The following is a 26,149-nucleotide window of genomic DNA, read 5'->3' on the forward strand; positions in this document are numbered from 1 at the left end:
CGTGCCAGGGGGGCGGGTAAACTTTAGCGTTTAACTGAATATATGTCTTTTATTTTCATACTTCATGGTGCGAATTTTATTTGCATAGTTGTCTACCCTAAAAATAGATTGGGTCCGGTTAGACAACCTGGAGGCTTATTGTGCAGATGTTCGATTTCCGCAGGATTCTCACATCTTCCACTACAATCATCAGGGGAGATCAGCTTAAAGGTAACGTTAAAAGAACAGAGCCTGATGAATCGCTCTGTTCTATGCTTGATTCTAGTTTGCTATTTTAAAATCTTCATCCTTTAATAAATGTTCCGGATTCTTTCCAATCGGATCTTGATGGAAGTACTCGCGAATAACCCCATCCTTTAAAAAATTAGTTATGGAGAGTAAAATCATTCCTTGATCTAAAGATAGGTAAGTGTGAGCAACTTCGCCAGTCTTTAAATTAACCGTATCATAGAATCCGTAATCTTCTCCAAACATCTGTAACTCTTTCAACGCTTTTATGTTAGATAAAGCTTCGTCTGGTGCGTGTTCTAAGGCAAGAAATGTTGCATGCGCTGTAACGGTAGCATTATCCTCATAACCTTCTGTACCTAATATCGGAACGCCAAATTCCTGATAATTATTGCGAATGGCTGCAGGAGAAAAGCCCCAAGCTTCGTACTCATTTATTTCTGCGAAACGAATTTGTCCTTCTACATGATGCTTATTATTTAACCCTAAAGCATTTGTTCCTAACTCATTCTCCTTTATCACAAGGCTTGGCATAAGCGCTTCAAACATACTGCCACCCCAGCTTGGAACAAACTTTATACCTTCATACTCATAATGACCTTGATAAAGTTCAATTCCATCATAGGTTTCCATTGTTCCAGAAGGTCTTTGATTTTGCCAATCAAATTCTGGCGGGAAGGCACGGTAAAGCTTCCACCAGTGTTCTTCTGGAACATCTCCTTTTCCAATAGCTAAGTAACTTGCTACACGTGGTTCCGTATAAAGAAGTCCATAATGGTGAGAAGTAACACTTTGCTTCTCCGCATCATAACCTCCATAAAGGTGTCCAACATTAGGATCATATAAAGTAGAGTAATCCATGTTTTCGACTAAAGGATCTGTAAGATCTCGTAAATCTTCGAAATATTGTCCAGCTACGATTAATCCAGCCGTTAACCAGCCATTATCAACGCTAGAAATGAACTGTCCCCAATCCTTCTTCAAGGAACCGTCCTTCGTGAAATACCAGTTATAATATAGGCCATTCCATGTTTCCATGTCGTTTAAAGTGTGCAAGGTCGTTTCCACTTTTACTTGCGCATCTTCTTTGGAAATAAACTCTAACTCCACAGCAGAAACCATCCCCATTATATACATCGCAATATTTGTTGGAGAAGTATACTCTGCTTTCACCTCTCTAGTTTCAAAATCAACACGATCCATCGTTAATCCAGTATTAGAATCTGTATAGTCTTCAAAAAATTGAAACGTTTTTTCTGCGGCATGAATTAGCTCTTGACCAAGTTCACCTTCCACCTTTAAGTTACTGCCAGGACTACTATTTCTTTTATCGACAAAAGAAATAACGATGGAAACAACTAGTATTAGTGCTAATGCAAAAAATAAGTATTTTTTCATTACGAAACCTCCTATATGTATTTACTTTTCCTGCTAATATTGCCTATTACACTTTCAATATAACAACGGCGAAACGTTTCGATTGAACGGTATGAAAAGGCATTCATTTGTGTAAATATAACCTTTTTCTTACTCGGAAATCAACAGGGAATTATTAATATTGAAGCCTATATTTCTTTTAAAATATCATCTACAATTTATAAGAGTAAAAATAATAAACAAAATTCATAACTTTTATTGTGTTTATACGTCTAAACATAGATTCAATTTCAAGAGAGGGAGGTGGGAAAGCATTTTGGCTAAAAGCAGAGAGGAAGAAGTAGTAGCATGGTTCGACCAGTACCATCAAACCATTTTTAAATTTATTGTATTGATCGTAAAGGATTATTTCCAAGCAGAGGATCTTACACAAGAGACCTTTGTGAAGGCATATCAGTATTATCCATCTTTCAAACGAAATGCTAGCCCTAAAACATGGCTTTTTTCCATAGCTCACAATGTTACGGTCGACTATTTACGTAAATCAAAGCCCATCCGATTGTTTAGAGAAGTGTTTTCTTCTAGTAAAAAGGATCCTGAAATGTTACCTGAAGAAATATTAGAAGTGAAAGAAAGCTCTCGGGAGTTATATGATGTGTTAAATAAAATGAAGGAATCTCATCGAAAAGTCCTTGTCCTTCGTAAAATCAAGGGCTTTTCTATTGTGGAAACCGCTCAAATTTTAAACTGGTCGGAATCAAAGGTAAAAGCAACGACATTTCGGGCCATGGGTGTTCTAGAAAAGGAATTAAAAAAGGAGGATTTCTATCATGAGCAAACAAGAAAAAAGCATCTATGATAAATCACTTCAAAAGATTGAATACGAGATGGATTGGAAGGCTGAACGAACTGCCATCGCCCGTGAAAGATTTACTGAAAAGGTACAAAAGCAAAAAATGAAGCGAACATTGCGGAATTTATTTATGTATTCATCAAGTCTAGTAGTAGCTGCGACACTGTTACTCTATTTCTATCATACTGAGCTAAATACTCCTGATATATTCCAAAGAGAGAGCGTCAAAGCTACTGGTACCGAGAATGGAACGAAACTTTATGAAAGGAAAGTTGTTAATAAAACGTATAACACAGAAAGGTTAATATTAACGGAAAAGGGGAAGCAGCAACTAGTTTATCCGATAGAGGCTTATAAAAAAATAAACACCATCCTAGGAGAAGGTTCGGTAGGTGCAAATTTTGATAGGATATCAGGAAAAGAGGTTCTCCATTCAAGTGTATTTTATCAATCCTCCATTAGTAAGGATATCCATATTCATAATTCATACCATAATTCGACAGCAGAAGAGAGAATAAAAGTTTTTCTTCCACACCCTAAGTTTCCATCAAATTCTTATTCGACAGAAGTAGTGACGATTAACGGACACCAAGCTGTCATCCGCCAATCTAATCAAGACTATGGCGTGACAAGTATGAATATAGTAACAGATACTTATGAATATTATCTTTCTACTAGTCAAACGATGGAGGGTTTATCGGAAATAGAAAAGAAGGAAATTCGTGAAGAACTAATTCAACTAGCTAGTTTATTTATGTTTGAGAAAGAGAATGCGGAGTGGTGATTTTCTTTCACTAATACATGCTTAGATAAATAAAAGGTTCGATTTACAGGTACATTACTACTCATGCAAGCATATGAACAGTCCGATTCTTCGATAAATGGACTGTTCATTTTTTTATGACAACCCTAACTCAATTTGGTATTTATGTTAAAATAATAGATGGAATATTATGTGAAAAAGGGGTGTCGTATGAATAATAGAGTGAAAGAAGCCTTTACTGAACTTGCCAATGATTATGAACATAATGTTGATACAAAGAATGTATATAACATTGATTATGAGAGACCCGCGATGATGAAACTACTTCCATCTGATTTAAAAGATTGGAACGTTCTTGATGCAGGGTGTGCAGCAGGCTGGTATACGCATCAATTAGTAAACCGTGGAGCAAAAGTAACGGCATCTGATATAAGTCGAGAAATGGTAGAAGCTACTAAAAGGCGAGTTGGGGAAACTGCGGAAGTTTTGTGTTTAGACTTAGAGGAGCGGCTTCCTTTTGAGGATCAATCTTTTGATCTAATTGTGAGTTCGCTTGTCCTTCATTACGTAAAGGATTGGAGTAAAACATTTAGCGAGTTTCGACGAATATTAAAACCAAATGGGAGATTGCTTTTTTCCATACACCATCCGTTTATGGATATTAAATTGTCGACAAATGATGATTACTTTGCTACTGAACTTATTGTTGATAAATGGAAAAGGCAAGAGAAAATGATTGAAGTCCCGTTTTATCGACGTCCTCTTCAAGTGGTAGTAAATGAAACACTTGAGTATTTTTCTATTGAGAAAATAATTGAGCCTCAACCTACGAAAGAATTTAAAGAAAAAGAGCCAGAGAAGTATGTGGGACTAATGAAAAATCCTCATTTTATGATTATAAAAGCGTTGAGGAATTCATAAATCAAAGAAAATCTTGATAACCTAACTATAGAGACTGGCAAACTAATTGCTGATTTTTTAACGAAGGATACCACATTAAAGACCCTGTAGATCTCCGTGCCAGGTGTTCGCTTTCCGCGGGCGGTCCGGGAGCCTCCTCGGCCCTAGCCTAGCGGCCTGCGGGGTCTCCCTTGTCCCTTCCTCCCGCAGGAGTCTCACACCTTGCACTCCAATCTACAGGGGGGACGGGTTAAGCCTGAAGCTTACAATCTAAATCTCCTTTTCATCCGGCTGGGGTCTTTATAGAGCTTATAACAGAACCTTAACTAAAGAACTGAAAGTCATCATTTATTTTGGTTACATAGAATTATTGGTGGTACGTTAGTAACAAAATGTCTCGTTCTTCGTCTAAAATAATGGGGTGTTATTGGATGATTAGATTGTTTTCAAAATTTGTTACTATATTAGTTTGTCTATTATTAGGTGCTTGTTCTGATGCTAATTTAAAAAGTTCCAATTTTAATGTAGAGGAACAACATTCTGAAGAAATCACCATCATTAAAATGCATGATGGTGTCGTACCAGTTATTTTAACTGAGGAAAAAGCCATCACAACCATTCAAAATGTCATTGAAGGGGCAATCAAGCATCCAGGTATTGTAAATATGGCAAGTCCTCCTTACAAGATAAATATGGGAGATGAAATATTTTTCTTATGGACTGATCGAACTAATGGGACAACTGCTGGAATTATGAATGCTGAAGATACAAATACTATTTATACCTTGTCTGAAAATTTAACGAATCAAGTTAATGAATTACTACTTGAAAATAAATTATTAGATTAGACCTATCATTGAAGTAAAACCGAGTAAGAAAAAAGCCACATATAAATAGAACTGGGTCAGAGTACAAAAAGCTCTGCCCCTTTTTTACATTCAAATACAAGTGCCTAGTTAGTTTTCGTTCTAATTCTTAAATTCGAACTACCAACTTCAAAAGTGAGAGAGAGAAATGAATTTTAGAGTAATAATAATTACTTTTAAACGAAAAAACCCTTGCTTTCTAAAGAAAAATCTATTACTGTTAAAAGTAAGAAAGGAGTGAAAAATTTGGAAAACTTACGATTAAATGTTGCGCTTCTTAGAAGACGTGTCCCAAATTTAACGAGTGCAGCAAAAACAGTTGGTTTACGTCCTGCGACAGTATCCAATCTGTGTACAGGGAAAATCCCAGTTGGAAGGTCAGAGGTTCGTACTTTAGTTGCTTTAGCGGAATTAGCTGGATGTAGTCTAGATGAGTTGATTATTAGAGGGGAGAAGGTAGAGATGATTGAAACGAAAATTAAATCATTAGATCTTTTTGCACCATTAACGAAAGGAGGAACAAATGGTTTAGTGGCAAGGCCTGGAATGGGTCAGCTTGTATTACTTGCCGAACTTTTCTATCGCTTAAAGAAAGACGGATTTACAACAATGTTATTAAAGCCTGAAGGGAATTTTCCAGAAGTGAATGATATTGTGGGAGAAATGGAACTTATTACGAATTCCATCGAAGAAAGCTATGAAAAGCTCGTAGCTTTGGGGAACAGAAAAGAAGTCGCATTTGCAGCAGATCGCAGTCATGTTGTATCTGGCAAAATCCAAGAATTACAAGAAAAACTCGAAAATGTAGGAATACAATCCGTCACAACATTCCTAGTCGACTTAAGCGGAGAGGTTGTCGATGAGGATTTGCCGTATGGACCTCTTGAAACACTTTGGCAATTTGATGCAGATCTTGCAGCAAGACAAAAATTTCCCGCAGTTAACCCTTTATACTCCACATCTTCGGTCCTTGAAGGGGCTCATCTAGATCAACATCATCTTACTATTCAACAACGAGCTCAGAAACTCTTACGCCGCTATCGTGAACTGCGATCCCTAGTTCAAGTGAAGGGGATGGAGCTAATTCCTCAATCTGAGCTACAAACATTTAAGCGAGGAGAACGCTTAGAAGCCTATTTAACACAGCCTTTTTATGTAGCAGAACAATTTTCTGGCAAAAAAGGCGAATCCGTCAGCCTAAAAGACACGTTAGAGGACGTAAGAAAAATCCTCGACGGCATGATGGATTCTGTAGAAGTCGCATCGCTCCAATATGTTGGAGCAATTAAATAAGTAGTGCACAGGAAGACTTCGGATAAATTTTCCGAAGTTTTTTTCTTGTCAATGATTTCTAAAATACAAGGTAGATAGTTGCAATAATAGAACAGTTTTTGCTATAGTAGTATGTTGTATGTTCTTTTCAGAAATACACATTAGATAAATATACTCATAAAAGGTACTGGTGATAAAAAATGAATCAAGAATATAGAGTGTTATTGTATTATAAATATGTTGAAATCGAAAACGCTGAAGAGTTTACACAGTCTCATCTTGAATTTTGTCAGCAATTAGGCCTAAAGGGGCGCGTTTTAATTGCAAGTGAAGGAATAAATGGGACAGTTTCCGGAACGATAGAACAAACAGATGCTTATATTAGCCATATGAACGCAAACCCACTTTTTGCGGATATGATCTATAAAATTGACGAGGTTACTGAACACGCGTTTAAGAAGATGAAAGTTCGTTTCAGACCTGAACTTGTTACACTTCGCCTTGAAAATGATGTAGACCCTAATAAAACGACTGGAAAACATCTAAAACCAAAAGAATTCTTCGAAGCAATGCAGCAGGAAGATACCGTTGTCATAGATGCAAGAAATGATTATGAATTCGATCTTGGTCACTTTAGAGGATCAGTGCGACCAGATATTAATACATTCAAGGAATTGCCTCAATGGATTAAAGAAAACAAGGAACAATTTGAGGGAAAAAAAATATTAACGTATTGTACAGGTGGCGTACGTTGTGAAAAGTTCTCAGGATGGTTATTAGACGAAGGTTTTGAGGATGTTTCACAGCTTGACGGTGGTATTGTTACCTATGGTAAGGACCCTGAAGTACAGGGGGCATTATGGGACGGGCAATGTTATGTATTTGACGAGCGTATCAGTGTTCAGATTAACCAAAAAGAGCATGTTATTGTTGGAAGAGACCACTTCTCTGGAGAACCTTGTGAGCGATATGTGAACTGTGCAAATCCAGAATGTAACAAAAAGATTCTTAGCTCTGAGGAGAACGAGCATCGTTATTTACGCAGCTGCTCCGCTGAATGTAGAGCACATTCGCGTAACCGTTATATCCAAGAGCATAATTTGACGGAAGAAGAAGTACAAGAAAGATTACAAGCTATCAAGGAAGAAGAAGCACAGGTGAATTAATCACTTACTATTATCCACCCCCCGTAGAAAGCGGAGACTGGATTGAAATCATACAAAGCAAAAAATAAAACGGGCTCAGATAAACTCTGAGCCCGTTTTATTTTAAATCATTAATATATACTAAGTCTTTCAAAATTGAAATTTCAGAATATTTATTCTAGTATTATAATACAAGGTTTGATTCTCCCGCAATCCAATGATAAAAAGTTTTGGATACTTCCCTCTTAGGAATAGAATTATAAGAAGAGCATGACTAATTGAAAGGACGGGTGATCATGGAATATCGCATCGAAAAAGATACAATGGGTGAAATTAAGGTTGCAAAGGACCGATTATGGGGTGCACAAACGCAAAGAAGTACGGAGAATTTTGCAATTGGTACAGAAACAATGCCTTTTGAAATGATCCAAGCGTTTGCTTTATTGAAAAAAGGGGCAGCAGTTGCAAATTATAAATTGGGGAAGCTTTCCCTTGAGAAAACAGAAGCTATTACACTGGCTTGTGAAGAAATCTTACAAGAAAAATGGAATGACCATTTTCCACTAGTCGTGTGGCAAACTGGAAGTGGAACTCAATCGAACATGAATTTAAACGAAGTAATTGCTAATCGTGGGAATCAAATACTTAAAGAAAGAGGATATGATGAAAGTCTACACCCTAATGATGATGTGAATATGTCGCAAAGCTCAAATGATACGTTTCCTACTGCACTCCATATAGCAGGTGTTTTAGCTGTTGAAGATCAGTTAATTCCCGCACTCTCCATGTTGAAGGAAACATTTGAAAACAAGTCGAAAAGCTTTGATAACGTTATTAAGATAGGAAGAACTCACTTACAAGATGCAACTCCACTAACTTTAGGACAAGAAATTAGCGGCTGGCATCATATGCTCCAAAAGAATGAAAGTATGTTAAAGGAAAGTATTCCTTATATGAAAGAACTTGCGATTGGTGGGACAGCAGTTGGCACTGGCTTGAATGCACATCCGGACTTTGGGGGGATGGTGGCAGAAGAGATTAGCTTATATACAGGAAAAATCTTTACTTCCGCTACAAATAAATTTCACGCTCTTACCAGCCACGATCAAACCGTTTATGTACATGGCGCACTAAAAGCACTTGCGGCAGATTTGATGAAAATTGCTAATGATATAAGATGGCTAGCAAGTGGACCGCGAAGTGGTATTGGAGAAATTTTCATTCCGGAAAATGAACCAGGAAGCTCGATCATGCCAGGTAAAGTAAATCCGACACAAAGTGAAGCGATAACTATGGTGGCTACTCAAGTAATGGGCAATGACGTAACAATTGGAATCGCTGCTAGTCAGGGGAATTTCGAATTAAATGTATTTAAGCCTGTCATTATTTATAACTTTCTTCAATCAACAAGGCTGTTAGCTGATTCGATGAGAAGTTTTAATGATAAATGCGCTATCGGGATTGAACCCAACTATAATAAAATAGAGCATAATTTACAAAATTCTCTTATGCTGGTAACAGCTTTAAACCCTCATATTGGCTATGAAAATGCCGCAAAAATCGCAAAGCTTGCATATAATGAAGGAATTACATTGAAAGAAGCTGCAGTAAAAACAGGGTTGTTAACAGAAGAGGAGTTCACTGCTAAGGTTAATCCAGCTGATATGATTGGATTAAAGAGGGATGATACATGATTTGGAAGTGGAAATGAACAATAGTCAGTTGAATAATTGGGGTGGAGGTCCGCCGTATATAGGATAAAAGGAGGCGGAAGACCACCACGAATAACTAATGGTCTTCTGCTTCCTATTTTTCGATAAATTCTCCTTCACTTATCTTTTCTATTTTCTCGACAAACATCTGAAACACTTTTCTTTTTTCATCTAATTCTTTAATATATTGTTTAAGTTCATTGAATTTTTCTTCATATGGTCGGTGATAAGTGTCTTTAATTGTATTGATAATTTCATCATTTATTGTAGATTGAATGACTTGTTTGGTTATGCTGAATTTAATGGAGTAAAGTTGTAAATCACATTTAACCTTCTCGTATTCTTCATCTATTTCCTTTTTCTGAGTTAATATTTCTTCTTTCCATTCTCTTAATGATTGCCTTACATATGTTGATTTCATCAACCTCAACTCCTCCGTAAGATGTATAACAATAATCAGGACAAAATGAATACATGTAATGAATTCATACTAATACACTATTAAACAGAACTCTTTATTTTCTGGGGGTATTTTAAAAGATAATTATTTTTTCATGACCCGTATCTTTTCAATATCTTTAAAACGTTAATATATTGAGTGGTGTTAAAGGAGTGAACAAAACGATGACGGAACGACAAAGAGCAGAAATAGCCAACGATTTAGCGGAAGAACAATTACTAAATAAGTACAAAAAGCTACTACAATACTGTTTTTTTCTAACGCGAAATGAATGGGATGGAAATGATCTTGCCCAAGAAACCTTTGCTAAGATTTTATATAAATACAGACAAAGCTCCATTATTAGTACAAAACTACTTCAGAAAACAGCTTATCACCATTGGATCGATACAACACGTAAAAGAAAAAGGGAAGAATTGTTGGAAGAAGTTGAAGAGCAAGCTTCTTTTGATAAAGTGGAAGATCCATTTATCATTAATGACCTACTTTTAAAGATATTAACACCGAAGCAAGCGGTTACGTTTCTCTTGAAGGAAGCATTTCATTATAAGTCCAATGAGATTGCGGAAATTTTGCAAATGTCAGAAGGATCGATTAAATCCATCATTCATCGTTATAAAAGTCGACTCAAAAAGGGAGATTGGGATGATGAGAGCTTAATCATCAATTCTTTCTGGGAAGAGGAGGAATTTGAGTGGATAACTCACTTAATGAATACGAGTATCCGTACTCAAGATCCTTCCATATTAATTAAAGCAATCCCATCAATCCAATCGTTAAAGCCGAATGCTCCAGTTCTCTTGCATCATCATCGTTCTGCTCGTTCCCAGACTCCTCGTTGTCTATTAAATGCTGCGGCATAGGTAGTAAAATAAGAAGGAGGAATTTAAAATGAACACGATCCCATATGTTATTGAGCAATCCAGCAAGGGGGAACGCTCCTATGATATATACTCTCGCTTGTTAAAAGATCGCATTATTATGCTTGGAGACGAAATAAACGAACAAATAGCAAACAGTGTCGTTGCACAACTGTTATTTTTAGCAGCCGATGATCCTGAAAAAGATATTTCCATATATATTAATAGTCCTGGAGGCTCCACTTCAGCTGGTTTTGCCATTCTTGATACGATGAATTATATTAAACCAGATGTCAGAACCATTTGTATTGGGATGGCGGCCTCATTCGGCGCCCTTCTATTGATGGCAGGAACAAAAGGGAAACGCCTTGCACTTCCGAATAGTGAAATAATGATTCACCAGCCGTTAGGCGGTGCCAGAGGGCAAGCAACCGATATCGAAATATCTGCTCGCAGAATTTTAAAACTAAAAGAGGATACGAACAAATTAATTTCAGAATTAACTGGACAGCCGGTTGAAAAGGTTGAACGTGATACAGATCGCGATAATTTTATGACAGCCGAAGAAGCAAAATCTTATGGAATTGTAGATGAAATTATAAAAAACACGTGAGAAAGCTGAGGAAATGACTAGTTTATTTTTGGGTAAAAAGTGTGATTCACAACCGAGTAAAATGAGCTGTAGTAGAGAAAACGCAGAAGTTTTAGTAACTTCTGCGTTTTGCATTCATATATACGATTAAGGATTTACTTTTGATATAACATACATATCATTTTTCAATGAGTATTGAAGTTTATACTCCTTGCCTACTTCAAATTGGGAACAAAAATCTTCCACATCATGCTTGTCCTTATTTACATAAACGTATTCGGCATCAACGTTTTCTTCTTTGATTGTGCATGCATATTCGTTGTTGTAACTTGATGCTTGGACATTACCTACGATAATAGATTTCTCTCTCGGTATCTTGTTGAATGACATTGCAGCCCCGAAGAACACAAGTCCAATAATTAGGCCAATGACACTTTTTTTCTTGTCCGTTTTTACAAAGAAACTGAATAAACAAAACCCTATAAAACCAATTGAAACTGCGTATAAAACAAGTGTCAGGTAGTAAAGATAACCCATTTTAACTCTCCCCCTTCGACTAGTAGATAATAAGTTATACGAATATGAACCTATAAAGTTTCATAATCCAATTTCTAGTCGTTTTTTTTACATTTACCATTACTAGTTTAATATAAAATTCCATTTAACCTTATGAATACTCAAAAAATAATACAAGTTATTTTCCTTGGCTAATCTTAGATTAATTATATCGTTCCAATCAAGCGCACTTTCTGTAATACCCAATCTTTGTGCTGGTGTCTTGGATACGGTCTCTCCGTCTTCCTCAAGTACCCTCTAAGCAATTCGATCTATTCTAACAACCGGAGATTATGTGAAATAATCCCCAAATATATATTATTTAAAAAATTCTTTCAATTATTCGTTGACAATACCTATAAGTATGGTAGGATTAATTTCAACAATAAATATCGCTTATCTAGAGCGGCTGAGGGACTGGCCCGTTGACGCCCGGCAACCTGCGCAAGCAAGGTGCCAATTCCAGCAAAATGGAGATCATTTTGGGAGATAAGGTGCAATTATTATGACAAAGCGCCTTTTCCTATTTGGGAAAGGTGTTTTTTTTAGGAGGCGAACAAGCTGGAATCAGTGGAATGGGAACATATCGTAACACATCTAGAAAGAATGCTGCAGTCAGTGAAATTTGGATCTATTACGTTGGTAGTACAGGATGGAAAGGTCATACAAATCGAGAAAAATGAAAAGGTTCGTCTTCAACCAAATAAAACACGCTGACTAGACAAACTAGAGGCGGTCCTTTTACTTGAATCATCATGTAGAAGGACTGCCTTTTTACTTGGAAAGGAGATAAAGGCAAAATGGGCACAGTTGTAACTTATGAAAATTGGAAGGAAATTTCGAACACTTTTCCAATAGAGGATAAAACTAAAGGAGCACGCCTTGTTCTAGAGTGGGCATACCGTGTGTATTCTCCAGAAAAAATCATTTATGCTTCAAGTTTTGGGGCGGAAGCAATGGTTCTCATTGATTTAATCCAAGAGATAAAGCAGGATGCTCATATTGTTTTTTTAGATACCAATCTCCATTTTTTAGAAACATATGATGTCATTGGAAAGATCGAAAGGCGCTTTCCGAAGCTACAAATAAATCGAAGGCGTCCAGCCCTCACCCTAGATGAACAAGCAGCTGAGTTTGGAACAGCTCTTTGGAGAAGGGAACCAAACAAATGCTGTGAAATTCGGAAAGTAATCCCTTTAAAGGAAGCTCTATCACCGAAGGATGCCTGGATCTCAGGCCTAAGGAGAGAACAGTCCGAAACAAGAGCACATACAGAATTCGTTAATAAAGATGCAAAGTTTCAAAATATCAAAATCTGTCCACTAATTCATTGGACATGGGAGGAGGTCTGGAGCTATATCCGAGAAAAAGAACTACCTTTTAACGAACTACACCAACATGGTTATCCAAGTATAGGCTGCTTTCCCTGTACCCAAGCAGCAACTGATAAAGAAAACTCCCGTGCTGGCAGATGGGCTGGTAGTACGAAAACAGAATGTGGCCTGCATGGAGGGAAATAAAAAATAGATTAATGGAAGGTTGATGAAAATGGCATTACCAAAACCACATGGTGGAAACCTGATTCAAGCATTTGATCCAAATTATGATTATTCTCTCATTGAAAAGGAAATTAAGCTCGATGCAATTGCATTAAGCGACTTAGAACTAATTGGAGTTGGATTATTTAGTCCTTTAACAGGATTCCTCGGAAAAAGAGATTATGAATCTGTAGTAAAAAGAATGAGACTGTCAGATGATACTGTCTGGTCGATTCCTGTGACATTACCTGTTACATACGAAAATTCCGGAGAACTTGAAAGAGGAAAATCCTTTAAGCTTACCTTCAACGGAGATGTCTATGGAGTGATTCATGTATCAGAATGGTATGAGCCTGATTTAGCGACAGAAGCCCGTGAGGTATATAAAACGGAAGATTTAGACCATCCCGGTGTAAATCGCTTATTCGAACGAGGCTCGGTATACGTGGCTGGTGAGGTGATACTTATCAAGCGTCCAGAAAAAGGGGTTGCTAAAGATGTTTGGCTCGAACCGAAAGAGACTCGTGCTTTATTTCAAGAAAAGGGCTGGAATACTGTAGTAGGATTTCAAACAAGAAACCCTGTCCACCGTGCTCATGAGTACATTCAGAAAGTTGCCCTTGAAACGGTAGATGGACTTTTTCTTAATCCACTTATTGGGGAAACAAAGTCCGATGATATTGCGGCTGATGTCCGATTGAAGAGCTATCGTATCTTGCTTGAAAAGTATTATCCAAAAGAACGTGTTCAATTAGCTGTTTACCCTGCTGCAATGCGTTATGCAGGACCACGTGAGGCGATATTCCATGCGATTGCCCGTAAAAATTTCGGTTGCACGCACTTTATCGTTGGCAGAGATCATGCTGGTGTAGGGGATTATTACGGTACATATGATGCCCAGTACATTTTCAACGAATTTACAGAAGAAGAATTAGGAATTAAGCCATTGTTTTTTGAACATAGCTTTTTCTGCAATAAATGTGAGGGAATGGCATCAGATAAAACATGCCCACATGGTACGGAAGATCGAGTGATTTTGTCAGGTACAAAGGTAAGAGAAATGCTTAGAAATGGTGTACTGCCACCGTCTACCTTTAGCCGTAAAGAAGTAATTGAAGTTTTAATTGAAGGCTTAAATCAAAAAACACCAGTTTAAGGAGAATTCGTCAATGACTAAAGCAACGAATATTACATGGCATGAAACAACGATTACAAAAGAGGAGCGCCGCGCCCAAAATGGGCACGGAAGCTGTGCATTATGGTTCACCGGTCTTTCTGGGTCTGGCAAATCAACAATTGCTAACGCGGTCTCAAAGGAACTATATCGTTTAGGAATTAATGAATATGTATTAGATGGTGATAATGTCAGACACGGCTTGAATAAGGACCTCGGCTTCTCAGAAAAAGACCGAAAAGAGAATATTCGCCGAATTGGAGAAGTCGCTAAGCTCTTTGTGGATAGTGGGAAAATAATTACCACTGCGTTTATTTCTCCATTCATTTCGGATCGAGAACAAGTTCGTACTATTTTTGAGGAAGGGGAATTTGTGGAAGTGTTTGTGGATTGCCCCTTGGAGATATGTGAGCACAGGGATCCGAAGCAACTCTATGCAAAAGCTCGTCTTGGTGAAATCAAAAATTTCACTGGAATCGATTCACCATATGAACCGCCGTCAAGGCCAGAAATAGTTATTCACACTGATAAGCAAACAGTAGAGGGAGCAGTAGATCTTATTATTAACTATCTTCGCGAACAGAACATTATCTAGGAGGGGAAGTACATGGCATATATAAAAAATTGGGCTAATAATGAAAAGCTAAATAAAACGGAAGTAGCAAAATTGGAGAAAGATGGTCTGAGAATTTTAGATGATATTCCTTACTATGCGGAAAATGGTTTTGAATCTATACCTAAGGAGCAATGGGATTTATTTAAATGGGCAGGACTTTATTTACAACGACCAAAAGAAGCTGGCTATTTCATGATGCGAGTAAACATACCTTCTGGAATTTTAACAAAGCCACAGGTAGATACACTTGCAGGGGTTGCTCGAGACTATGGTAGGGGTGTTTTTGATATCACAACGAGGCAAGCTGTCCAGTTTCATTGGCTCGAAATTTCACAGATACCAGACATTTTCAAACGTTTGGAGGCGGTTGGTCTTTCCAGTGCAGGAGCATGTGGAGATATCACTAGAACCATTGTTGGGAATCCTATTGCCGGTCTTGACCCAGAGGAACTGTTTGATACAACTAGTATTGTCCAGGAAGTATATAACTTTTTTCAAAAAAATGAGGATTTCTCTAACTTACCAAGAAAATACAAAATGTCGATTAGTGCAAATACAAAAAATGCTTCTAATGCAGAGATTAACTGTGTCTCTTTTACACCGGCTGTTAAGCTAATCGATGGCGAAAAGAGGAATGGTTTTCATCTAAAGGTTGGTGGAGGATTATCCTCCCGTCCTTTCCTTGCTGAAACAGTTGATGTATTCGTTGATCCAACACGCACACTAGAAGTGGCAATCGCGGTTACAACCATTTTCCGTGACCACGGATACCGGGAAAAACGTCATCTGGCTCGTTTGAAGTTTTTAATTGCGGATTGGGGGGTGGAGAAGTTCAAAGAGAAGCTTCTAGAATACACTGGACCACTTCCTAGCAAAGGAGAAGAACCCGTTCAACAATGGAACGCCGGTTATTTCTATGGAGTACATGATCAAAAGCAAGCAGGACTTAAGTTTCTAGGATTTAATGTACCAGTCGGCCGGCTTGATGCGGAAGAGGTTTTCGAAATCGCTCGAATTTCTGAACTTTATGGGAATGGAGAAGTTCGTACATGTAACTCGCAAAACTTAATCATACCTAATATTCCTACTAAAAATGTCCCGGCATTACTCGCCGAACCAATATTTAAACGGATTTCAATAAGTCCACATTCCTTTATCGGCCATGCAGTCTCATGCACAGGAATTGAGTACTGCAACTTAGCTCTTGTGGAAACTAAAGAACGGATGCGCTTGGTAGCTGAGGAACTAGATCAACGGATTAGTTTGGATGTCCCGATTCGGATTCATATGGTAGGGTGCCCCAATTCCTGCGGGCAGAGACAGATAGCAGACATCGGCCTTCAAGGGATGAAACTACGTAATTCAAATAAAGAAATGGTCGAAGCCTTTGAAATATATGTTGGAGGAACCCTTAACGCAGGAGGACAATTTAATCAAAAACTAAAAGGCAAAGTAGCTGCCGATGAGTTAACAGATGTTCTAGAAGAATTATTAATTTTCTTTCTTAATGAAAAAGTAGCAGGGGAATCCTTCTTTGACTTTGTTGGTAGAGTAGGTCTAGAAACGTTGCAAGAGGTGCTCGATACTATATTGGGGAAAGAAACCTATGGCGTATCTATATAGATTTGATGTAACAACGGCGGAGAAAGAAGTAATAGCAGTTATTTATGCAGAAAACGATGAAGCTGCGTTTTTACATTTAGATGTTGAGCTTGAAAAATTCTATCTAAAAGATCCAAAAGTGAAAGAAATTGCTTTAAGAGAGAAGAAAAGAATTGGGAAGAAGAGTGGTTTCATACTGGATCCAGATGAGAAGGGGTGGTAGGGAAATGACAGGAAAAGTGTTTTTAGTTGGAGCGGGTCCAGGAGATCCAGAATTGATTACAGTAAAAGGGCTACGTTGTCTAGAGCAAGCAGATGTTATTTTATATGATAGATTGGTTAATCCTGAGCTTCTACAGCATGCCAAGGAAAACGCCCAGCTAATTTACTGTGGAAAGCTTCCTCATTATCACACGATGAAACAGGAAACCATTAATCACTTTCTTGTTAAATACGCAAAAAAAGGCTTAAAGGTAGTGCGTTTAAAAGGAGGAGATCCTTTTGTTTTTGGAAGAGGTGGTGAAGAGGCAGAGGAGTGTGTCAATCATGATGTACCCTTTGAAATAATCCCAGGAATTACGGCTGGTATTGCCGCTCCTGCTTATGCAGGTATTCCTGTCACCCATCGAACGTTAAGTAAAAGTTTTGCTTTTGTGACTGGGCATCAAGCAGGTGATGTGGAAGCAGAGCATAAATGGGCACATTTAGCTCATGCTGTCGATACGATTTGTATTTACATGGGAGTTTCACAGTTACCTAATATTATTCATCATTTAATTGAAAATGGGAAACCCTCTAACACACCAATTGCACTTGTCCATTGGGGAACCTTGAATGATCAAAGGACTGTAACAGGAACACTTTCAACAATTGAAGCAAGGGTGAAGGAAGCGGGTATTAAAAACCCGAGTATGATTGTGATTGGAGAGGTTGTTAGCCTTCATCATAAATTAAATTGGTTTGATCAAGAGATTCTCCCGCATCTTCCAGTTGTACATGGATAAACATCTACAAGTCTACTAAAAATCCAGAAAGGAGGTTTATCATGAAAGCTCTCCTATATATTGGCCACGGAACCCGTTCTAAGCAAGGAGCTGCCGAAGCAAAGCAATTTTTACAAGCAGTCATCGAAAGAATAGACATACCTATTCAAGAAGTAAGTTTCCTAGAGCTGACTGAGCCATCTATACATGATAGCTTCACAACATGTGTCGCTAAAGGAGCAAAGGAGATTACCCTAATTCCAATCTTTCTTTTAGCTGCGGGACATATTAAACAAGATATTCCTCTTGCACTAGAACCTCTACTCAAAAAGCATTCAGATATTAAGGTAAGCATGATTGATCCATTTGGAGTAGATGACCGAATCTTAGATGCTATCAAAGAACTAGTTATAGGAACTGTATCAGAAATAAGGCCTAAAGATTCTATTTTGCTAGTCGGAAGGGGTAGCAGTGACCCTGCGATTCATCAATCTTTTGATTCAATCATAAAGGGGTTAGGGGAGCGGCTTCATATTCAAAATATCTCTGTTTGCTATTTAGCAGCAACTACCCCGATATTCAACCAGGCTATAGAAGAAATGAGTAGGATAAGTCAAGGACGTTTGATTGTAATTCCCTATTTATTATTTTCAGGGCTTCTTTTAAATGAAATAAACCTTGAAGTCAAAAAGCGGCAAAGGCAAGGGCAACAAATTATACACACAGGTCCACTAACCAAGCATAAAGTAATACAGGATATTGTTATGGACCGAGCTAATCGAAAGGAGATTCTAGGTGCAGCCATTAATCATTGATTTAAAGGACAAAAAGGTAATTATTGCTGGAGGCGGGAGAATTGCTGCTAGAAAAGCGAAGGTATTGGAGATGGAAAAGGCTGATATTACATTTGTCGCCCCAGCATTTTCAGAGGAAGTGATAGAACTTTCTTCAGTAAAGGGATATACCCTTATACAACGGAAAGCAGAGCCCTCTGACTTTAAGCATTCATTTCTAGTAATCTTAGCAACGAACAACAGAGAAGCAAATAAAACGTTAGCTGACTCACTCTTTCCAAATCAACTAGTGTGTGTGGTAGATGAATCTGGAGAAGGCAATGTTACATTTCCAGCAACCGTACGCCGAGGACATCTTCAAATCGCAGTCACTTCAAATGGGGCTAGTCCGAAGCTTACTCGAAAATTAAAGAGAGAGCTTGAGGAACAATTTGATGTATCTTGGCAGCAATATACACATTTTTTAGCAGAATATCGATCACTTATAAAAAAACTTCCAATCTCCTTTGAGGAAAAGGATGAACTACTATGGGAGATTTTAGAGGAAAAGTATCGCTTACAAGAAAGGGCGCGACAGGAAAAATGGGATCAGCTATTCAAACAATATAGTAGCTTAACATCGTATGAAGGATGAATGAACCGTGTTGACATGTTCAACACGGTTTTTTTGATTGTGATTAACAGACCTTTTAAATAAAAAATCAGGAGAGTGTAGTTACATAAATTGTAGTCAACTGGGAATAATTAAATCAATTACTTTACCCAGGAAAGGGAACCTGATTATGGACAACATATTACAGGGAATAAAATCAGCTCTTGGAGATAATGAAGATTTCTTTATGATGGATCATTTTTTTGGTAAACTCCCGGTTATCCTTTTAGGGTACAAAACACTTATTGATATGCCGAAAACTATCTCTACTATTCAAGAACAGTTAGGTTATGAATCTTTTGATGAAAAGCAATTAGAACAAAAACTTCTCGGAATAGGGGATAAAATTAATCGTGATTATAACGAAGTAATTTCTTCAATCTTGACAGGTAAATTAATAATTCATCTACGAAATGATACAAATTTTGTGATTGAAGTATGTCCGGTTGGCCAAGAATTGAATCGATCTATTGAGTCACCTGTAAATGAGAATGTTATTATTGGTACTTTAAGTTCTTTTAATGAGGATCTTCTCACAAATATAGGAATTGTGCGAAAACATATAGCTTCCGACCAACTAAAATTAAAGTGTTTTTCCGTCGGTACCGATTATTCGAAAAATTTAGCATTACTTTATAGCAATAACACAAAAAATATGCAGTTAATTAGTAAAATTACAACTGCCATCGAATCAAATAAATCTCTCAATTTAAACAGTTTACAAGATGTCACAAATATTTTAGGTCTTTCAAAGTGGGGTATTTTGCCTCAATACACCTCTACAGAGCTACCACAAGAGGTTACAAGATCATTAGAGAAAGGGAGAATCGTTTTATTTGTAGATAGAATACCACTTGCACTTATTCTCCCAAGTTATTTATGGGATATGTTTTCATCAGAGAATGATCGGAATTTCCCTGTCATTCTAATGTCTACCATTCGCTTCTTACGAATATTTGCTTCCCTTTTAGCTATCATTATTCCTGGGCTATATGTTGCGCTAGTTTCAATCAATCCAGAAATACTAAGAATTGAACTTGCATTGTCAATTGCGAATAGTCGTGACGGAGTACCGTACCCTGCTTTAGTAGAAACACTTATCATGCTAATTATACTTGAACTTACGCTAGAGGCGAGTATTCGATTACCTAAAAGCATCGGGCCAACCATAACAATGGTTGGAGGAATTATTCTTGGGCAAGCTGTAGTTGAAGCGAAGCTAGTAAGTAACCTTTTAATTATCGTATTAGCAGCGACAACAATTGCGAATTCTGTTTTAGTTGGTGTTCAAAATACAATGTTCATTCGATTTTTTAAATATATTATCTTAATACTTGCATCTATCTATGGAGTATTAGGTATATTAATCGGTCTCTTTTTTTTATGTAGTTACATTGCTAGTATTAACTCCTTTGGTATACCGTACCTCCACTTTAATTTTAAGGGGGACATGAAGCGTGGATAAAACATTTTATGTTATTGTGACATATTTTTTAGTGCATTTAGGATTAATTTTCTTTATGTACCCAGGTGACATAATAGCTAGTACAGATCAGGGGCACTGGTTACCGATTCTTATAGGTGTCGCTACTCATATTGTGCTTATTTCCTTGTATATGAATGGGCTCAAATTTTTTCCGAAGAAAGACATTATTGGAATCTATACAGAGGCAGGAAAAGCGATGGTTTTCTGTTTTCTCATCCCAACTGCGTTTTATTTTTCGGTACAAATTGTGTTATCCATTCGTGCTTATTCAGAAATAATTAATATTGTTTTTTTGTCCACAACCCCTCTATGGGCAGTAATGGCAGCGTTATTCCTTTTTTCAACTATTTTAGCCTATCAGGGACTCGAAGCCATATTTAGAACTGGAGTATTGCTTAGTTTTATATTTATACCACTAATTCTGTTTATCCTTGTTACAGCATTACAAAATACAGATGGGTACTATATTTTTCCGATATGGAATGATCAGTATACTTTCTTTAAAGAAGCTTCCTATTATAAAAGTTATTTTGCAATAGGAGGTGGCTTTTTGTTTCTAGGGTTTGTGGGACCTCACTTCACATTCAGTAAAAAAAAAGTTTTACTTACTGCGTGTTGTTTAATCCCGTTCTTTTTTATTTCAGTCTATATACCTATTTTAACATTTGGTCAAGCAACCGCTTCAACATTTATGTTTCCTTTTGTACTAGCAGTGGATTCTATCAGTATAAATTGGGTCATGTTTGATCGAATATCGATGTTCTTTTTAATGAGCTTAATTACCTTTATCATGCTTTTTTTATCTTTAACATTATGTAATCTTGTTCGCATCATTCAAGCTAGTTTCCCGAAAATTAAATATCAAAAACTCGTCATCCTACTTTCTGTCATTCTTTTTCCAATTTGTTTAGTAATACCAACATGGGAAGACGTCACGCAGCTATTTCAGTGGAATACCTTTGTACGATTTTATGTCATACTTACCGTACCACTATCTATTTTTTTCTTAAGTTTAAGATCTAGAAAGAAAGGTGAGGCACAAAGTGTATAAGCGTTCAATCAGAATAGCAATAGTATGGACTTATCTGCTACTCATGCTTTCTGGCTGCTGGGACAACAAGGATATTAACCATCGAATAATGCCCGTAGTTTTAGGAATTGCCTTGGAGGATGGTAATTATAAGGCGTTTTTAGAAATACCTTATCCTAAAGAAGATACCTTTGAACTTAGGATCGTTTCTGCCGTTGGTAATTCCCTCAATCAAGTGATGGAAGACATGAGTAAAAATTTAGAAAGCGATGTAGATCTTCTTCATGTCAAAGTGATTATTATTGAAAAAGGACTTGCAGAAGAAGGGGTAAAGGATCTGTTTGCAGGGTTTATGAGGTCACGGGATCTCTCTCCAAAGGCACTAGTAGCAATATCTGAGAATGATTTGGATGATTTTTTCACAGCAATAACCCATGAAACAAATCCTGATGGCACCGGTTTATTAGATTGCTTTGAAAAGAATGCTGGATGGGGACCACAAATTGCCTTAACAAGAGTATGGCAAGTATACCGCAGTATCCATTCTTATACACAGGATGTTGCAATCCCTATCATAAAGCTTGGATCGAGTACGGATTGGATACAAGTTGGTTCTGCAGTTATAAAAAATGGACGGATGGTTGGTCAAATCTCTTCAGATGAGACCTTACTATATAACGCTTTTCAAGGAGAAGGGACATACGGAAAAATTGAGGTTTTAGGCGGTTCTAGTGTCTTGATTATAGGAGATAAAATGAACCATCGCAGCAAAATGGAGAATTCAACTCCAAATCTGCAATCCAACATTCGTCTAAAAGTAATGTTATTAGAAACGCGAGGAGATCCTACAGTAGCAGAGATAAAAAAAGAATTAGAGCTTCTTCTAACCCAACGTTTTAATGATATGTTCACGATGCTTCAAACAAATGAAGCGGACATTTTAGCTATAGGACAGCTTTTTAGAAAGAATCTTTCACGAGACGAATTAAAAACATGGCGTTCCGGTTATTTTCCACGTCTAAATATGGATTTAAATGTGCAAGTGGAAATTCAAAATACCGGAAATCTAATTAGTCCAAAAAATTAAGTTGTTAGGGTTTATAGAAGAAGGAATAAGATAGGCATTGATTCTATTTAAAAAAGGTTCTTCATTAAATTATGAAGGACCTTTTCAGATTATTTTAACTCAATCTCTCCCAGCCTTAATAATAAGATCAGCTATCATACGCGGCTCAGTTCTTGCTGTTGAAAAATGATCGCCGTGACCTTGAATTAGGCGATACACGCCTAATCGACTTGATAGATGAGGATGCCACCCATACTCCTCTCCAGGTGGAGTAGCAGTATCCTCCATTAAATTTATATAGCTTTTGGGAATAGTTAATTGATAAAACCTTTTTAAATCTAATTTTTCGGTCAGTGGTCCTGCAGGCTCTGGGGAAATTTCATGATATAACTTTGAAGCAAGTGGAAGATCCGCTAAATTGGCGAATGTTTCTCTGAAAAAAGGAAAAGGGAGTAAAATCGTATTGTTATCAGATTGTTGAGCAAGCCCGAGTAGGAATTCTTGGGTGGAAGGGGGAAACTGATCTGCTAAGCTCTCCCCATCACGCAGAACAAATGCATTCCAGAATACTAATCGTTTGATTCTGTCAGGTATTTGTTCTGCGACTTTTTGAATGACTGAACCACCAAAACTATGACCTACTAAGACAATTTGATGTAGATTCCTTTGCAAAATAAAATCTACAACTGATTTGGTAATTTGAGCATGAGTAACATTCTTTTCATTAACCTTTCCGTGACCTGCTAATGTAGGTGTATATACGGTAGACCCGCGTTTTCGCAGTTCATCAGCAATACCATCCCAAAAACTCCCGTCTGCCCATGATCCATGTATTAAGACAAAGGTGAGGGGCGGCTGGCTTCGGGATTCCTGAAATATTTGCAAAGGATAAGTGCGTTGCAATAATGCGTTTGCCTTATTTAATTGATTCCAATAGTTTGTGTAGTACATTGGGTCAAAAGTATTCATATTGTATCCCCTTTCTTTTACCAATAATAACCGTAAGAATACCGTTGATCTGGGTAATACTGACGGTAACTTTGATTCGGAGTGTAGTAGCCTGTTGGTCCCTGAACATGCTCTGTGCGTTCGCATTCTTTCGGCGGCCCGATAAAAGTGGAAGATTGAACTGGGGCAATCGTTTTTATCCATTGATCTTCGTCCATGCAATAAGTATGGGCCATGATATTTGCCGGTGTAAGAGTTAAAAGATCCGAACCTAATATGACTTCAGGGGTTGGTGCATTAAAAATTGCAAGTAGATGTGTTTGATCGACAGTCGCAACCTCATAATGCCACCAGCCACGAGGTATATTCACAACTTGACCAGGAGTAATGGAGTAATTATGGAGCTTTTTTGTAAATGGATTTAACAGCGAAACAACCGCCGAGCCCGAAATACAATAAACTAACTCCGCAGCATTTTGATGATAGTGAGGCTCTATTACATTATTTTTGCTTAAAAAAATATCCAATAACGATATATTATCTAATGTATTGAGTTGATCTACACCTAGCACATTTATATAATTTTGATTATCTTTCGTAAATGATCTGCTATTGTTTACATCGAATGCGAATTGCGTATTAGGTGAAGTGTAATCAATGTTTTTCCCCATTTATTTTTCATTCCTTTTGTTTAGAAGTTGATGGTTCAACTATAAACTATTCAAATGGTAAGTTACTGTGCATGTACCTAGAAGGAACTGAAAAATGAGGTACTTACAAAAGTTATAATTGATAGTAGTTTCTGATTTTCGGGAAATGAATACTAACCTTTGTATATTCACCTTCTAGCGACTCAATGGTTATTTCATGACCTAACTTTATCGCTAATTGTTTAGCAAGATAGAGTCCCATTCCTGTTGATTTAGTATGTGTTCTTCCTGTTGAACCTGTAAAACCTTTTTCAAATACACGATTGATATCCTCTGAGTTAATTCCAATCCCATCGTCTTTTATTATAAGTTTTTTTTCTTTCCTATCATCTTTTAGGGTAATTACAATATTTCCACCGTCATTTGTATACTTTAAAGCATTGGCAATAAGTTGATCAATTACATAACTTAGCCATTTAGAGTCACTTTGAACAAAGTGATCGATATCATCAATCACCAAGCTAATATCTTTGTTGATGAATAGTTTGGCGTGTTTTTTCACACTTTCTTTAACCATACTTTTCAGAGAAACTTCTTTAATAAAATAATCCTTTGCAAAAGAGTCCACTCGAGAAAAATAGAGCGCTTGCTCAACATAATTATCGATTTTTCCAATCTCATCTTCTAACTTATCTACAAGAAACTCTACCGATTTATCCAAGCTATGCTCCATTAGTAACCGACTAGCTGCGATTGGTGTTTTCACTTCATGGATCCAAGACATAATAAAGTCTTGCTGTTCTTTCTTCTCATCGTATAGTTTTTGTAACTCGTTTTGAAAGTTAATCGATTGCTTTTTCAATAAATTTAGGTGCAATTTTTGTTGATTGTTTTGGGGAGTAGGTAAGTTGGCGGTATGTAATAATCGATCGCTAGAAATATTGTCAAATAAATCTTGATAGAAACTTCTTTTGAAAAAGTAACCAAGCGTGATATACAAGAGCACCATTAGCAAACAACAAATATGTATATAGATTAAATTACTGTATGTACTTACGTTTAGATCACTCAAAATAACCATGATTGATATAAAAAACATAATGACCAAGTAGAATGCTAGGAAAAAACGCTTATCTTTTACGTATTCAAAGAAACTCATTGTATAATGTATCCCTCGCCTTTTTTCGTTAGGATAAAATTCTCTTTACCAAGATCCGCTAATTTTCTTCTTAACCGCGTGACATTTACCGTTAGCGTATTATTGTCAATAAAGTTTTCATCCTTCCATAGGCTGCGCATTATTTTATTTCTACTTACAATCTCTCCTTTATTCTCCATCAGTAGGTTTAGTATGATGAACTCAGTTTTAGTCAAGCTTGTTTTTTCCTCTCCAAAATGCAGATCCCAATCCTTAAGATTTAATACAATCCCTTTATGCTCAAGGACTAATGGTTTTGACTCTATATAGGAGTAAGAACGTCGCAAAAGAGCATTAATTTTGGCCATCAATACATTTGTATCAAACGGTTTTTGGACAAAATCATCCCCGCCCATATTCATGGACATAATCATATCCATTGGAGTATCACGTGAAGAAATAAAAATAATAGGCACTTTCGATAGCTCTCTAATTTTACCGCACCAATAAAATCCATCAAAAGAGGGTAAATTTATATCTAATAAGAGAAGATGAGGTTCGAAGGTAAGAAAAGTCTTAAGAACCTCATCAAAGTTCTCCACTTTTACAATTTCTAATCCCCATTTTTCAATAGTTTCTCCAAGCAATTCCCTAATAATAGGATCATCTTCCACAATCATAATTTTCATTTTCATTTACCTCCAGCTAGACATCAGTTATTTGGAATCATGTTCATAACAAGAATATCTGTTACTAATACTAGCTGAAAGTATCGTGTTTTGCATCTTAGTGACAATATTGTAAGGTTGGAGATGCAATCTGTAAGATAAGAGGTACTTTGCTTAAGATACAATAATGTCAGAGAGAAGATATTTCATAGACGGAGGAA

At 37.0% G+C, this 26,149-nt stretch carries 27 protein-coding genes, 1 pseudogene and 1 riboswitch; of the genes and pseudogenes, 21 read left to right on the plus strand and 7 right to left on the minus strand.

The features are described 5' to 3' along the window. Positions 1-261: 261 nt before the first annotated feature. On the minus strand, positions 262-1,626 hold the full coding sequence (locus BK580_RS11825; RefSeq protein ID WP_078380520.1) for a glucoamylase family protein: 1,365 nt from the start codon (positions 1,624-1,626) through the stop codon (positions 262-264). A gap of 295 nt (positions 1,627-1,921) precedes the next feature. Between BK580_RS11825 and BK580_RS11830 the strand changes: the two genes are divergently transcribed. From BK580_RS11830 to fumC, 7 genes are all read left to right on the plus strand, one after another. Next, a complete protein-coding gene (locus BK580_RS11830) occupies positions 1,922-2,464 on the plus strand; it encodes an RNA polymerase sigma factor (RefSeq protein WP_078380521.1) in 543 nt (180 codons plus the stop codon). Then, entirely contained in the window at positions 2,436-3,242 is an 807-nt protein-coding gene (locus BK580_RS11835) for a hypothetical protein (RefSeq protein WP_078380522.1), read from the plus strand. The genes BK580_RS11830 and BK580_RS11835 overlap by 29 nt, the downstream gene beginning before the upstream one ends. Before the next feature lie 189 nt (positions 3,243-3,431). Further along, entirely contained in the window at positions 3,432-4,142 is a 711-nt protein-coding gene (locus BK580_RS11840) for a class I SAM-dependent methyltransferase (protein WP_078380523.1), read from the plus strand. Between the two features lie 410 nt (positions 4,143-4,552). Continuing rightward, positions 4,553-4,969 carry a YhfM domain-containing protein gene (locus tag BK580_RS11845; RefSeq protein ID WP_078380524.1) on the plus strand — a complete coding sequence of 139 codons (417 nt, stop codon included), beginning with the start codon at positions 4,553-4,555 and terminating at the stop codon, positions 4,967-4,969. A 264-nt stretch (positions 4,970-5,233) separates the two neighbouring features. Continuing rightward, positions 5,234-6,280: an ATP synthase beta subunit C-terminal domain-containing protein gene (locus tag BK580_RS11850; protein WP_078380525.1), complete on the plus strand. Its 1,047-nt coding sequence runs from the start codon at positions 5,234-5,236 to the stop codon at positions 6,278-6,280. A gap of 179 nt (positions 6,281-6,459) precedes the next feature. Beyond that, positions 6,460-7,425: an oxygen-dependent tRNA uridine(34) hydroxylase TrhO gene (gene trhO, locus BK580_RS11855; protein ID WP_078380526.1), complete on the plus strand. Its 966-nt coding sequence runs from the start codon at positions 6,460-6,462 to the stop codon at positions 7,423-7,425. Between the two features lie 275 nt (positions 7,426-7,700). Then, complete coding sequence (gene fumC, locus BK580_RS11860; protein WP_078382747.1) at positions 7,701-9,098, plus strand: class II fumarate hydratase; 1,398 nt, start codon at positions 7,701-7,703, stop codon at positions 9,096-9,098. A gap of 112 nt (positions 9,099-9,210) precedes the next feature. Here the strand turns inward: fumC and BK580_RS11865 are convergent, their stop codons facing one another. After that, positions 9,211-9,537 (minus strand): hypothetical protein, encoded by a 327-nt coding sequence (locus BK580_RS11865; protein ID WP_078380527.1) that lies wholly within the window; start codon positions 9,535-9,537, stop codon positions 9,211-9,213. Positions 9,538-9,740: 203 nt separating this feature from the next. On the opposite strand from BK580_RS11865, the gene BK580_RS11870 reads away from it, so the two are divergent. Together BK580_RS11870 and clpP are read left to right on the plus strand one after the other, a co-directional pair. Next, positions 9,741-10,439, plus strand: a complete 699-nt coding sequence (locus BK580_RS11870; protein ID WP_078380528.1) for a sigma factor-like helix-turn-helix DNA-binding protein — start codon at positions 9,741-9,743, stop codon at positions 10,437-10,439. A gap of 16 nt (positions 10,440-10,455) precedes the next feature. Then, positions 10,456-11,049, plus strand: a pseudogene (gene clpP, locus BK580_RS11875) (ATP-dependent Clp endopeptidase proteolytic subunit ClpP); the annotation flags it as partial. Positions 11,050-11,175: 126 nt separating this feature from the next. On the opposite strand, the gene BK580_RS11880 reads toward clpP, so the two are convergent. Continuing rightward, the gene (locus tag BK580_RS11880) at positions 11,176-11,565 is read right to left on the minus strand and encodes a hypothetical protein (RefSeq protein WP_078380530.1); all 390 of its coding nucleotides are present in this window, start codon (positions 11,563-11,565) and stop codon (positions 11,176-11,178) included. Between the two features lie 411 nt (positions 11,566-11,976). Continuing rightward, a riboswitch (SAM riboswitch) is annotated at positions 11,977-12,079 on the plus strand. 89 nt (positions 12,080-12,168) lie between these two features. Between BK580_RS11880 and BK580_RS11885 the strand changes: the two genes are divergently transcribed. From BK580_RS11885 to BK580_RS11940, 12 genes are all read left to right on the plus strand, one after another. Then, complete coding sequence (locus BK580_RS11885; RefSeq protein ID WP_408055260.1) at positions 12,169-12,300, plus strand: YezD family protein; 132 nt, start codon at positions 12,169-12,171, stop codon at positions 12,298-12,300. A gap of 83 nt (positions 12,301-12,383) precedes the next feature. Then, positions 12,384-13,103, plus strand: a complete 720-nt coding sequence (locus BK580_RS11890; RefSeq protein WP_078380531.1) for a phosphoadenylyl-sulfate reductase — start codon at positions 12,384-12,386, stop codon at positions 13,101-13,103. A 28-nt stretch (positions 13,104-13,131) separates the two neighbouring features. After that, entirely contained in the window at positions 13,132-14,277 is a 1,146-nt protein-coding gene (gene sat, locus BK580_RS11895; RefSeq protein WP_078382749.1) for a sulfate adenylyltransferase, read from the plus strand. A gap of 13 nt (positions 14,278-14,290) precedes the next feature. Next, positions 14,291-14,890 (plus strand): adenylyl-sulfate kinase, encoded by a 600-nt coding sequence (cysC, locus tag BK580_RS11900; RefSeq protein ID WP_078380532.1) that lies wholly within the window; start codon positions 14,291-14,293, stop codon positions 14,888-14,890. 12 nt (positions 14,891-14,902) lie between these two features. Further along, positions 14,903-16,534, plus strand: a complete 1,632-nt coding sequence (locus BK580_RS11905) for a nitrite/sulfite reductase (protein WP_078380534.1) — start codon at positions 14,903-14,905, stop codon at positions 16,532-16,534. After that, a complete protein-coding gene (locus tag BK580_RS11910) occupies positions 16,518-16,736 on the plus strand; it encodes a DUF3906 family protein (RefSeq protein ID WP_078380535.1) in 219 nt (72 codons plus the stop codon). Before BK580_RS11905 ends, BK580_RS11910 begins: the two co-directional genes overlap by 17 nt. 4 nt (positions 16,737-16,740) lie before the next feature. Then, positions 16,741-17,517, plus strand: coding sequence for a uroporphyrinogen-III C-methyltransferase (gene cobA / locus BK580_RS11915; RefSeq protein ID WP_078380536.1), 777 nt, complete (start codon positions 16,741-16,743; stop codon positions 17,515-17,517). 41 nt (positions 17,518-17,558) lie between these two features. Continuing rightward, complete coding sequence (locus tag BK580_RS11920; protein WP_078380537.1) at positions 17,559-18,311, plus strand: sirohydrochlorin chelatase; 753 nt, start codon at positions 17,559-17,561, stop codon at positions 18,309-18,311. Beyond that, positions 18,292-18,924: a precorrin-2 dehydrogenase/sirohydrochlorin ferrochelatase family protein gene (locus BK580_RS11925; protein WP_078380538.1), complete on the plus strand. Its 633-nt coding sequence runs from the start codon at positions 18,292-18,294 to the stop codon at positions 18,922-18,924. Before BK580_RS11920 ends, BK580_RS11925 begins: the two co-directional genes overlap by 20 nt. A 148-nt stretch (positions 18,925-19,072) precedes the next feature. After that, a complete protein-coding gene (locus BK580_RS11930) occupies positions 19,073-20,407 on the plus strand; it encodes a spore germination protein (protein ID WP_078380539.1) in 1,335 nt (444 codons plus the stop codon). Continuing rightward, complete coding sequence (locus BK580_RS11935; protein ID WP_078380541.1) at positions 20,400-21,479, plus strand: GerAB/ArcD/ProY family transporter; 1,080 nt, start codon at positions 20,400-20,402, stop codon at positions 21,477-21,479. The genes BK580_RS11930 and BK580_RS11935 overlap by 8 nt, the downstream gene beginning before the upstream one ends. Then, positions 21,472-22,545: a Ger(x)C family spore germination protein gene (locus BK580_RS11940; protein WP_235864038.1), complete on the plus strand. Its 1,074-nt coding sequence runs from the start codon at positions 21,472-21,474 to the stop codon at positions 22,543-22,545. The genes BK580_RS11935 and BK580_RS11940 overlap by 8 nt, the downstream gene beginning before the upstream one ends. A gap of 99 nt (positions 22,546-22,644) precedes the next feature. On the opposite strand, the gene BK580_RS11945 is transcribed toward BK580_RS11940, so the two are convergent. The 4 genes from BK580_RS11945 to BK580_RS11960 form a co-directional block, all read right to left on the minus strand. Continuing rightward, entirely contained in the window at positions 22,645-23,493 is an 849-nt protein-coding gene (locus BK580_RS11945) for an alpha/beta fold hydrolase (protein ID WP_235864039.1), read from the minus strand. Between the two features lie 17 nt (positions 23,494-23,510). Further along, positions 23,511-24,143: a cupin domain-containing protein gene (locus BK580_RS11950; RefSeq protein ID WP_078380542.1), complete on the minus strand. Its 633-nt coding sequence runs from the start codon at positions 24,141-24,143 to the stop codon at positions 23,511-23,513. Between the two features lie 112 nt (positions 24,144-24,255). Next, the gene (locus tag BK580_RS11955) at positions 24,256-25,281 is read right to left on the minus strand and encodes a sensor histidine kinase (protein WP_078380543.1); all 1,026 of its coding nucleotides are present in this window, start codon (positions 25,279-25,281) and stop codon (positions 24,256-24,258) included. Next, positions 25,278-25,949 (minus strand): response regulator transcription factor, encoded by a 672-nt coding sequence (locus BK580_RS11960; RefSeq protein WP_078380544.1) that lies wholly within the window; start codon positions 25,947-25,949, stop codon positions 25,278-25,280. Before BK580_RS11960 ends, BK580_RS11955 begins: the two co-directional genes overlap by 4 nt. Positions 25,950-26,149 lie beyond the last annotated feature (200 nt).

Origin of the sequence: Sutcliffiella halmapala, assembly GCF_002019665.1 — a bacterium.
GTDB lineage: Bacteria > Bacillota > Bacilli > Bacillales > Bacillaceae_I > Sutcliffiella_A > Sutcliffiella_A halmapala.

Excerpts from the sequence above, each read along its gene's own strand:
- BK580_RS11825 (WP_078380520.1), bottom strand. The coding sequence starts at position 1,626 with ATGAAAAAATACTTATTTTTTGCATTAGCACTAATACTAGTTGTTTCC.
- BK580_RS11945 (WP_235864039.1), bottom strand. The coding sequence starts at position 23,493 with ATGAATACTTTTGACCCAATGTACTACACAAACTATTGGAATCAATTA.
- cobA (WP_078380536.1), top strand. The coding sequence starts at position 16,741 with ATGACAGGAAAAGTGTTTTTAGTTGGAGCGGGTCCAGGAGATCCAGAA.
- fumC (WP_078382747.1), top strand. The coding sequence starts at position 7,701 with ATGGAATATCGCATCGAAAAAGATACAATGGGTGAAATTAAGGTTGCA.
- BK580_RS11865 (WP_078380527.1), bottom strand. The coding sequence starts at position 9,537 with ATGAAATCAACATATGTAAGGCAATCATTAAGAGAATGGAAAGAAGAA.
- BK580_RS11910 (WP_078380535.1), top strand. The coding sequence starts at position 16,518 with ATGGCGTATCTATATAGATTTGATGTAACAACGGCGGAGAAAGAAGTA.
- BK580_RS11955 (WP_078380543.1), bottom strand. The coding sequence starts at position 25,281 with ATGAGTTTCTTTGAATACGTAAAAGATAAGCGTTTTTTCCTAGCATTC.
- BK580_RS11880 (WP_078380530.1), bottom strand. The coding sequence starts at position 11,565 with ATGGGTTATCTTTACTACCTGACACTTGTTTTATACGCAGTTTCAATT.
- BK580_RS11930 (WP_078380539.1), top strand. The coding sequence starts at position 19,073 with ATGGACAACATATTACAGGGAATAAAATCAGCTCTTGGAGATAATGAA.
- sat (WP_078382749.1), top strand. The coding sequence starts at position 13,132 with ATGGCATTACCAAAACCACATGGTGGAAACCTGATTCAAGCATTTGAT.
- BK580_RS11920 (WP_078380537.1), top strand. The coding sequence starts at position 17,559 with ATGAAAGCTCTCCTATATATTGGCCACGGAACCCGTTCTAAGCAAGGA.
- BK580_RS11840 (WP_078380523.1), top strand. The coding sequence starts at position 3,432 with ATGAATAATAGAGTGAAAGAAGCCTTTACTGAACTTGCCAATGATTAT.
- BK580_RS11890 (WP_078380531.1), top strand. The coding sequence starts at position 12,384 with ATGGGCACAGTTGTAACTTATGAAAATTGGAAGGAAATTTCGAACACT.
- BK580_RS11870 (WP_078380528.1), top strand. The coding sequence starts at position 9,741 with ATGACGGAACGACAAAGAGCAGAAATAGCCAACGATTTAGCGGAAGAA.
- BK580_RS11835 (WP_078380522.1), top strand. The coding sequence starts at position 2,436 with ATGAGCAAACAAGAAAAAAGCATCTATGATAAATCACTTCAAAAGATT.
- trhO (WP_078380526.1), top strand. The coding sequence starts at position 6,460 with ATGAATCAAGAATATAGAGTGTTATTGTATTATAAATATGTTGAAATC.
- BK580_RS11960 (WP_078380544.1), bottom strand. The coding sequence starts at position 25,949 with ATGAAAATTATGATTGTGGAAGATGATCCTATTATTAGGGAATTGCTT.
- BK580_RS11905 (WP_078380534.1), top strand. The coding sequence starts at position 14,903 with ATGGCATATATAAAAAATTGGGCTAATAATGAAAAGCTAAATAAAACG.
- BK580_RS11845 (WP_078380524.1), top strand. The coding sequence starts at position 4,553 with ATGATTAGATTGTTTTCAAAATTTGTTACTATATTAGTTTGTCTATTA.
- BK580_RS11950 (WP_078380542.1), bottom strand. The coding sequence starts at position 24,143 with ATGGGGAAAAACATTGATTACACTTCACCTAATACGCAATTCGCATTC.
- cysC (WP_078380532.1), top strand. The coding sequence starts at position 14,291 with ATGACTAAAGCAACGAATATTACATGGCATGAAACAACGATTACAAAA.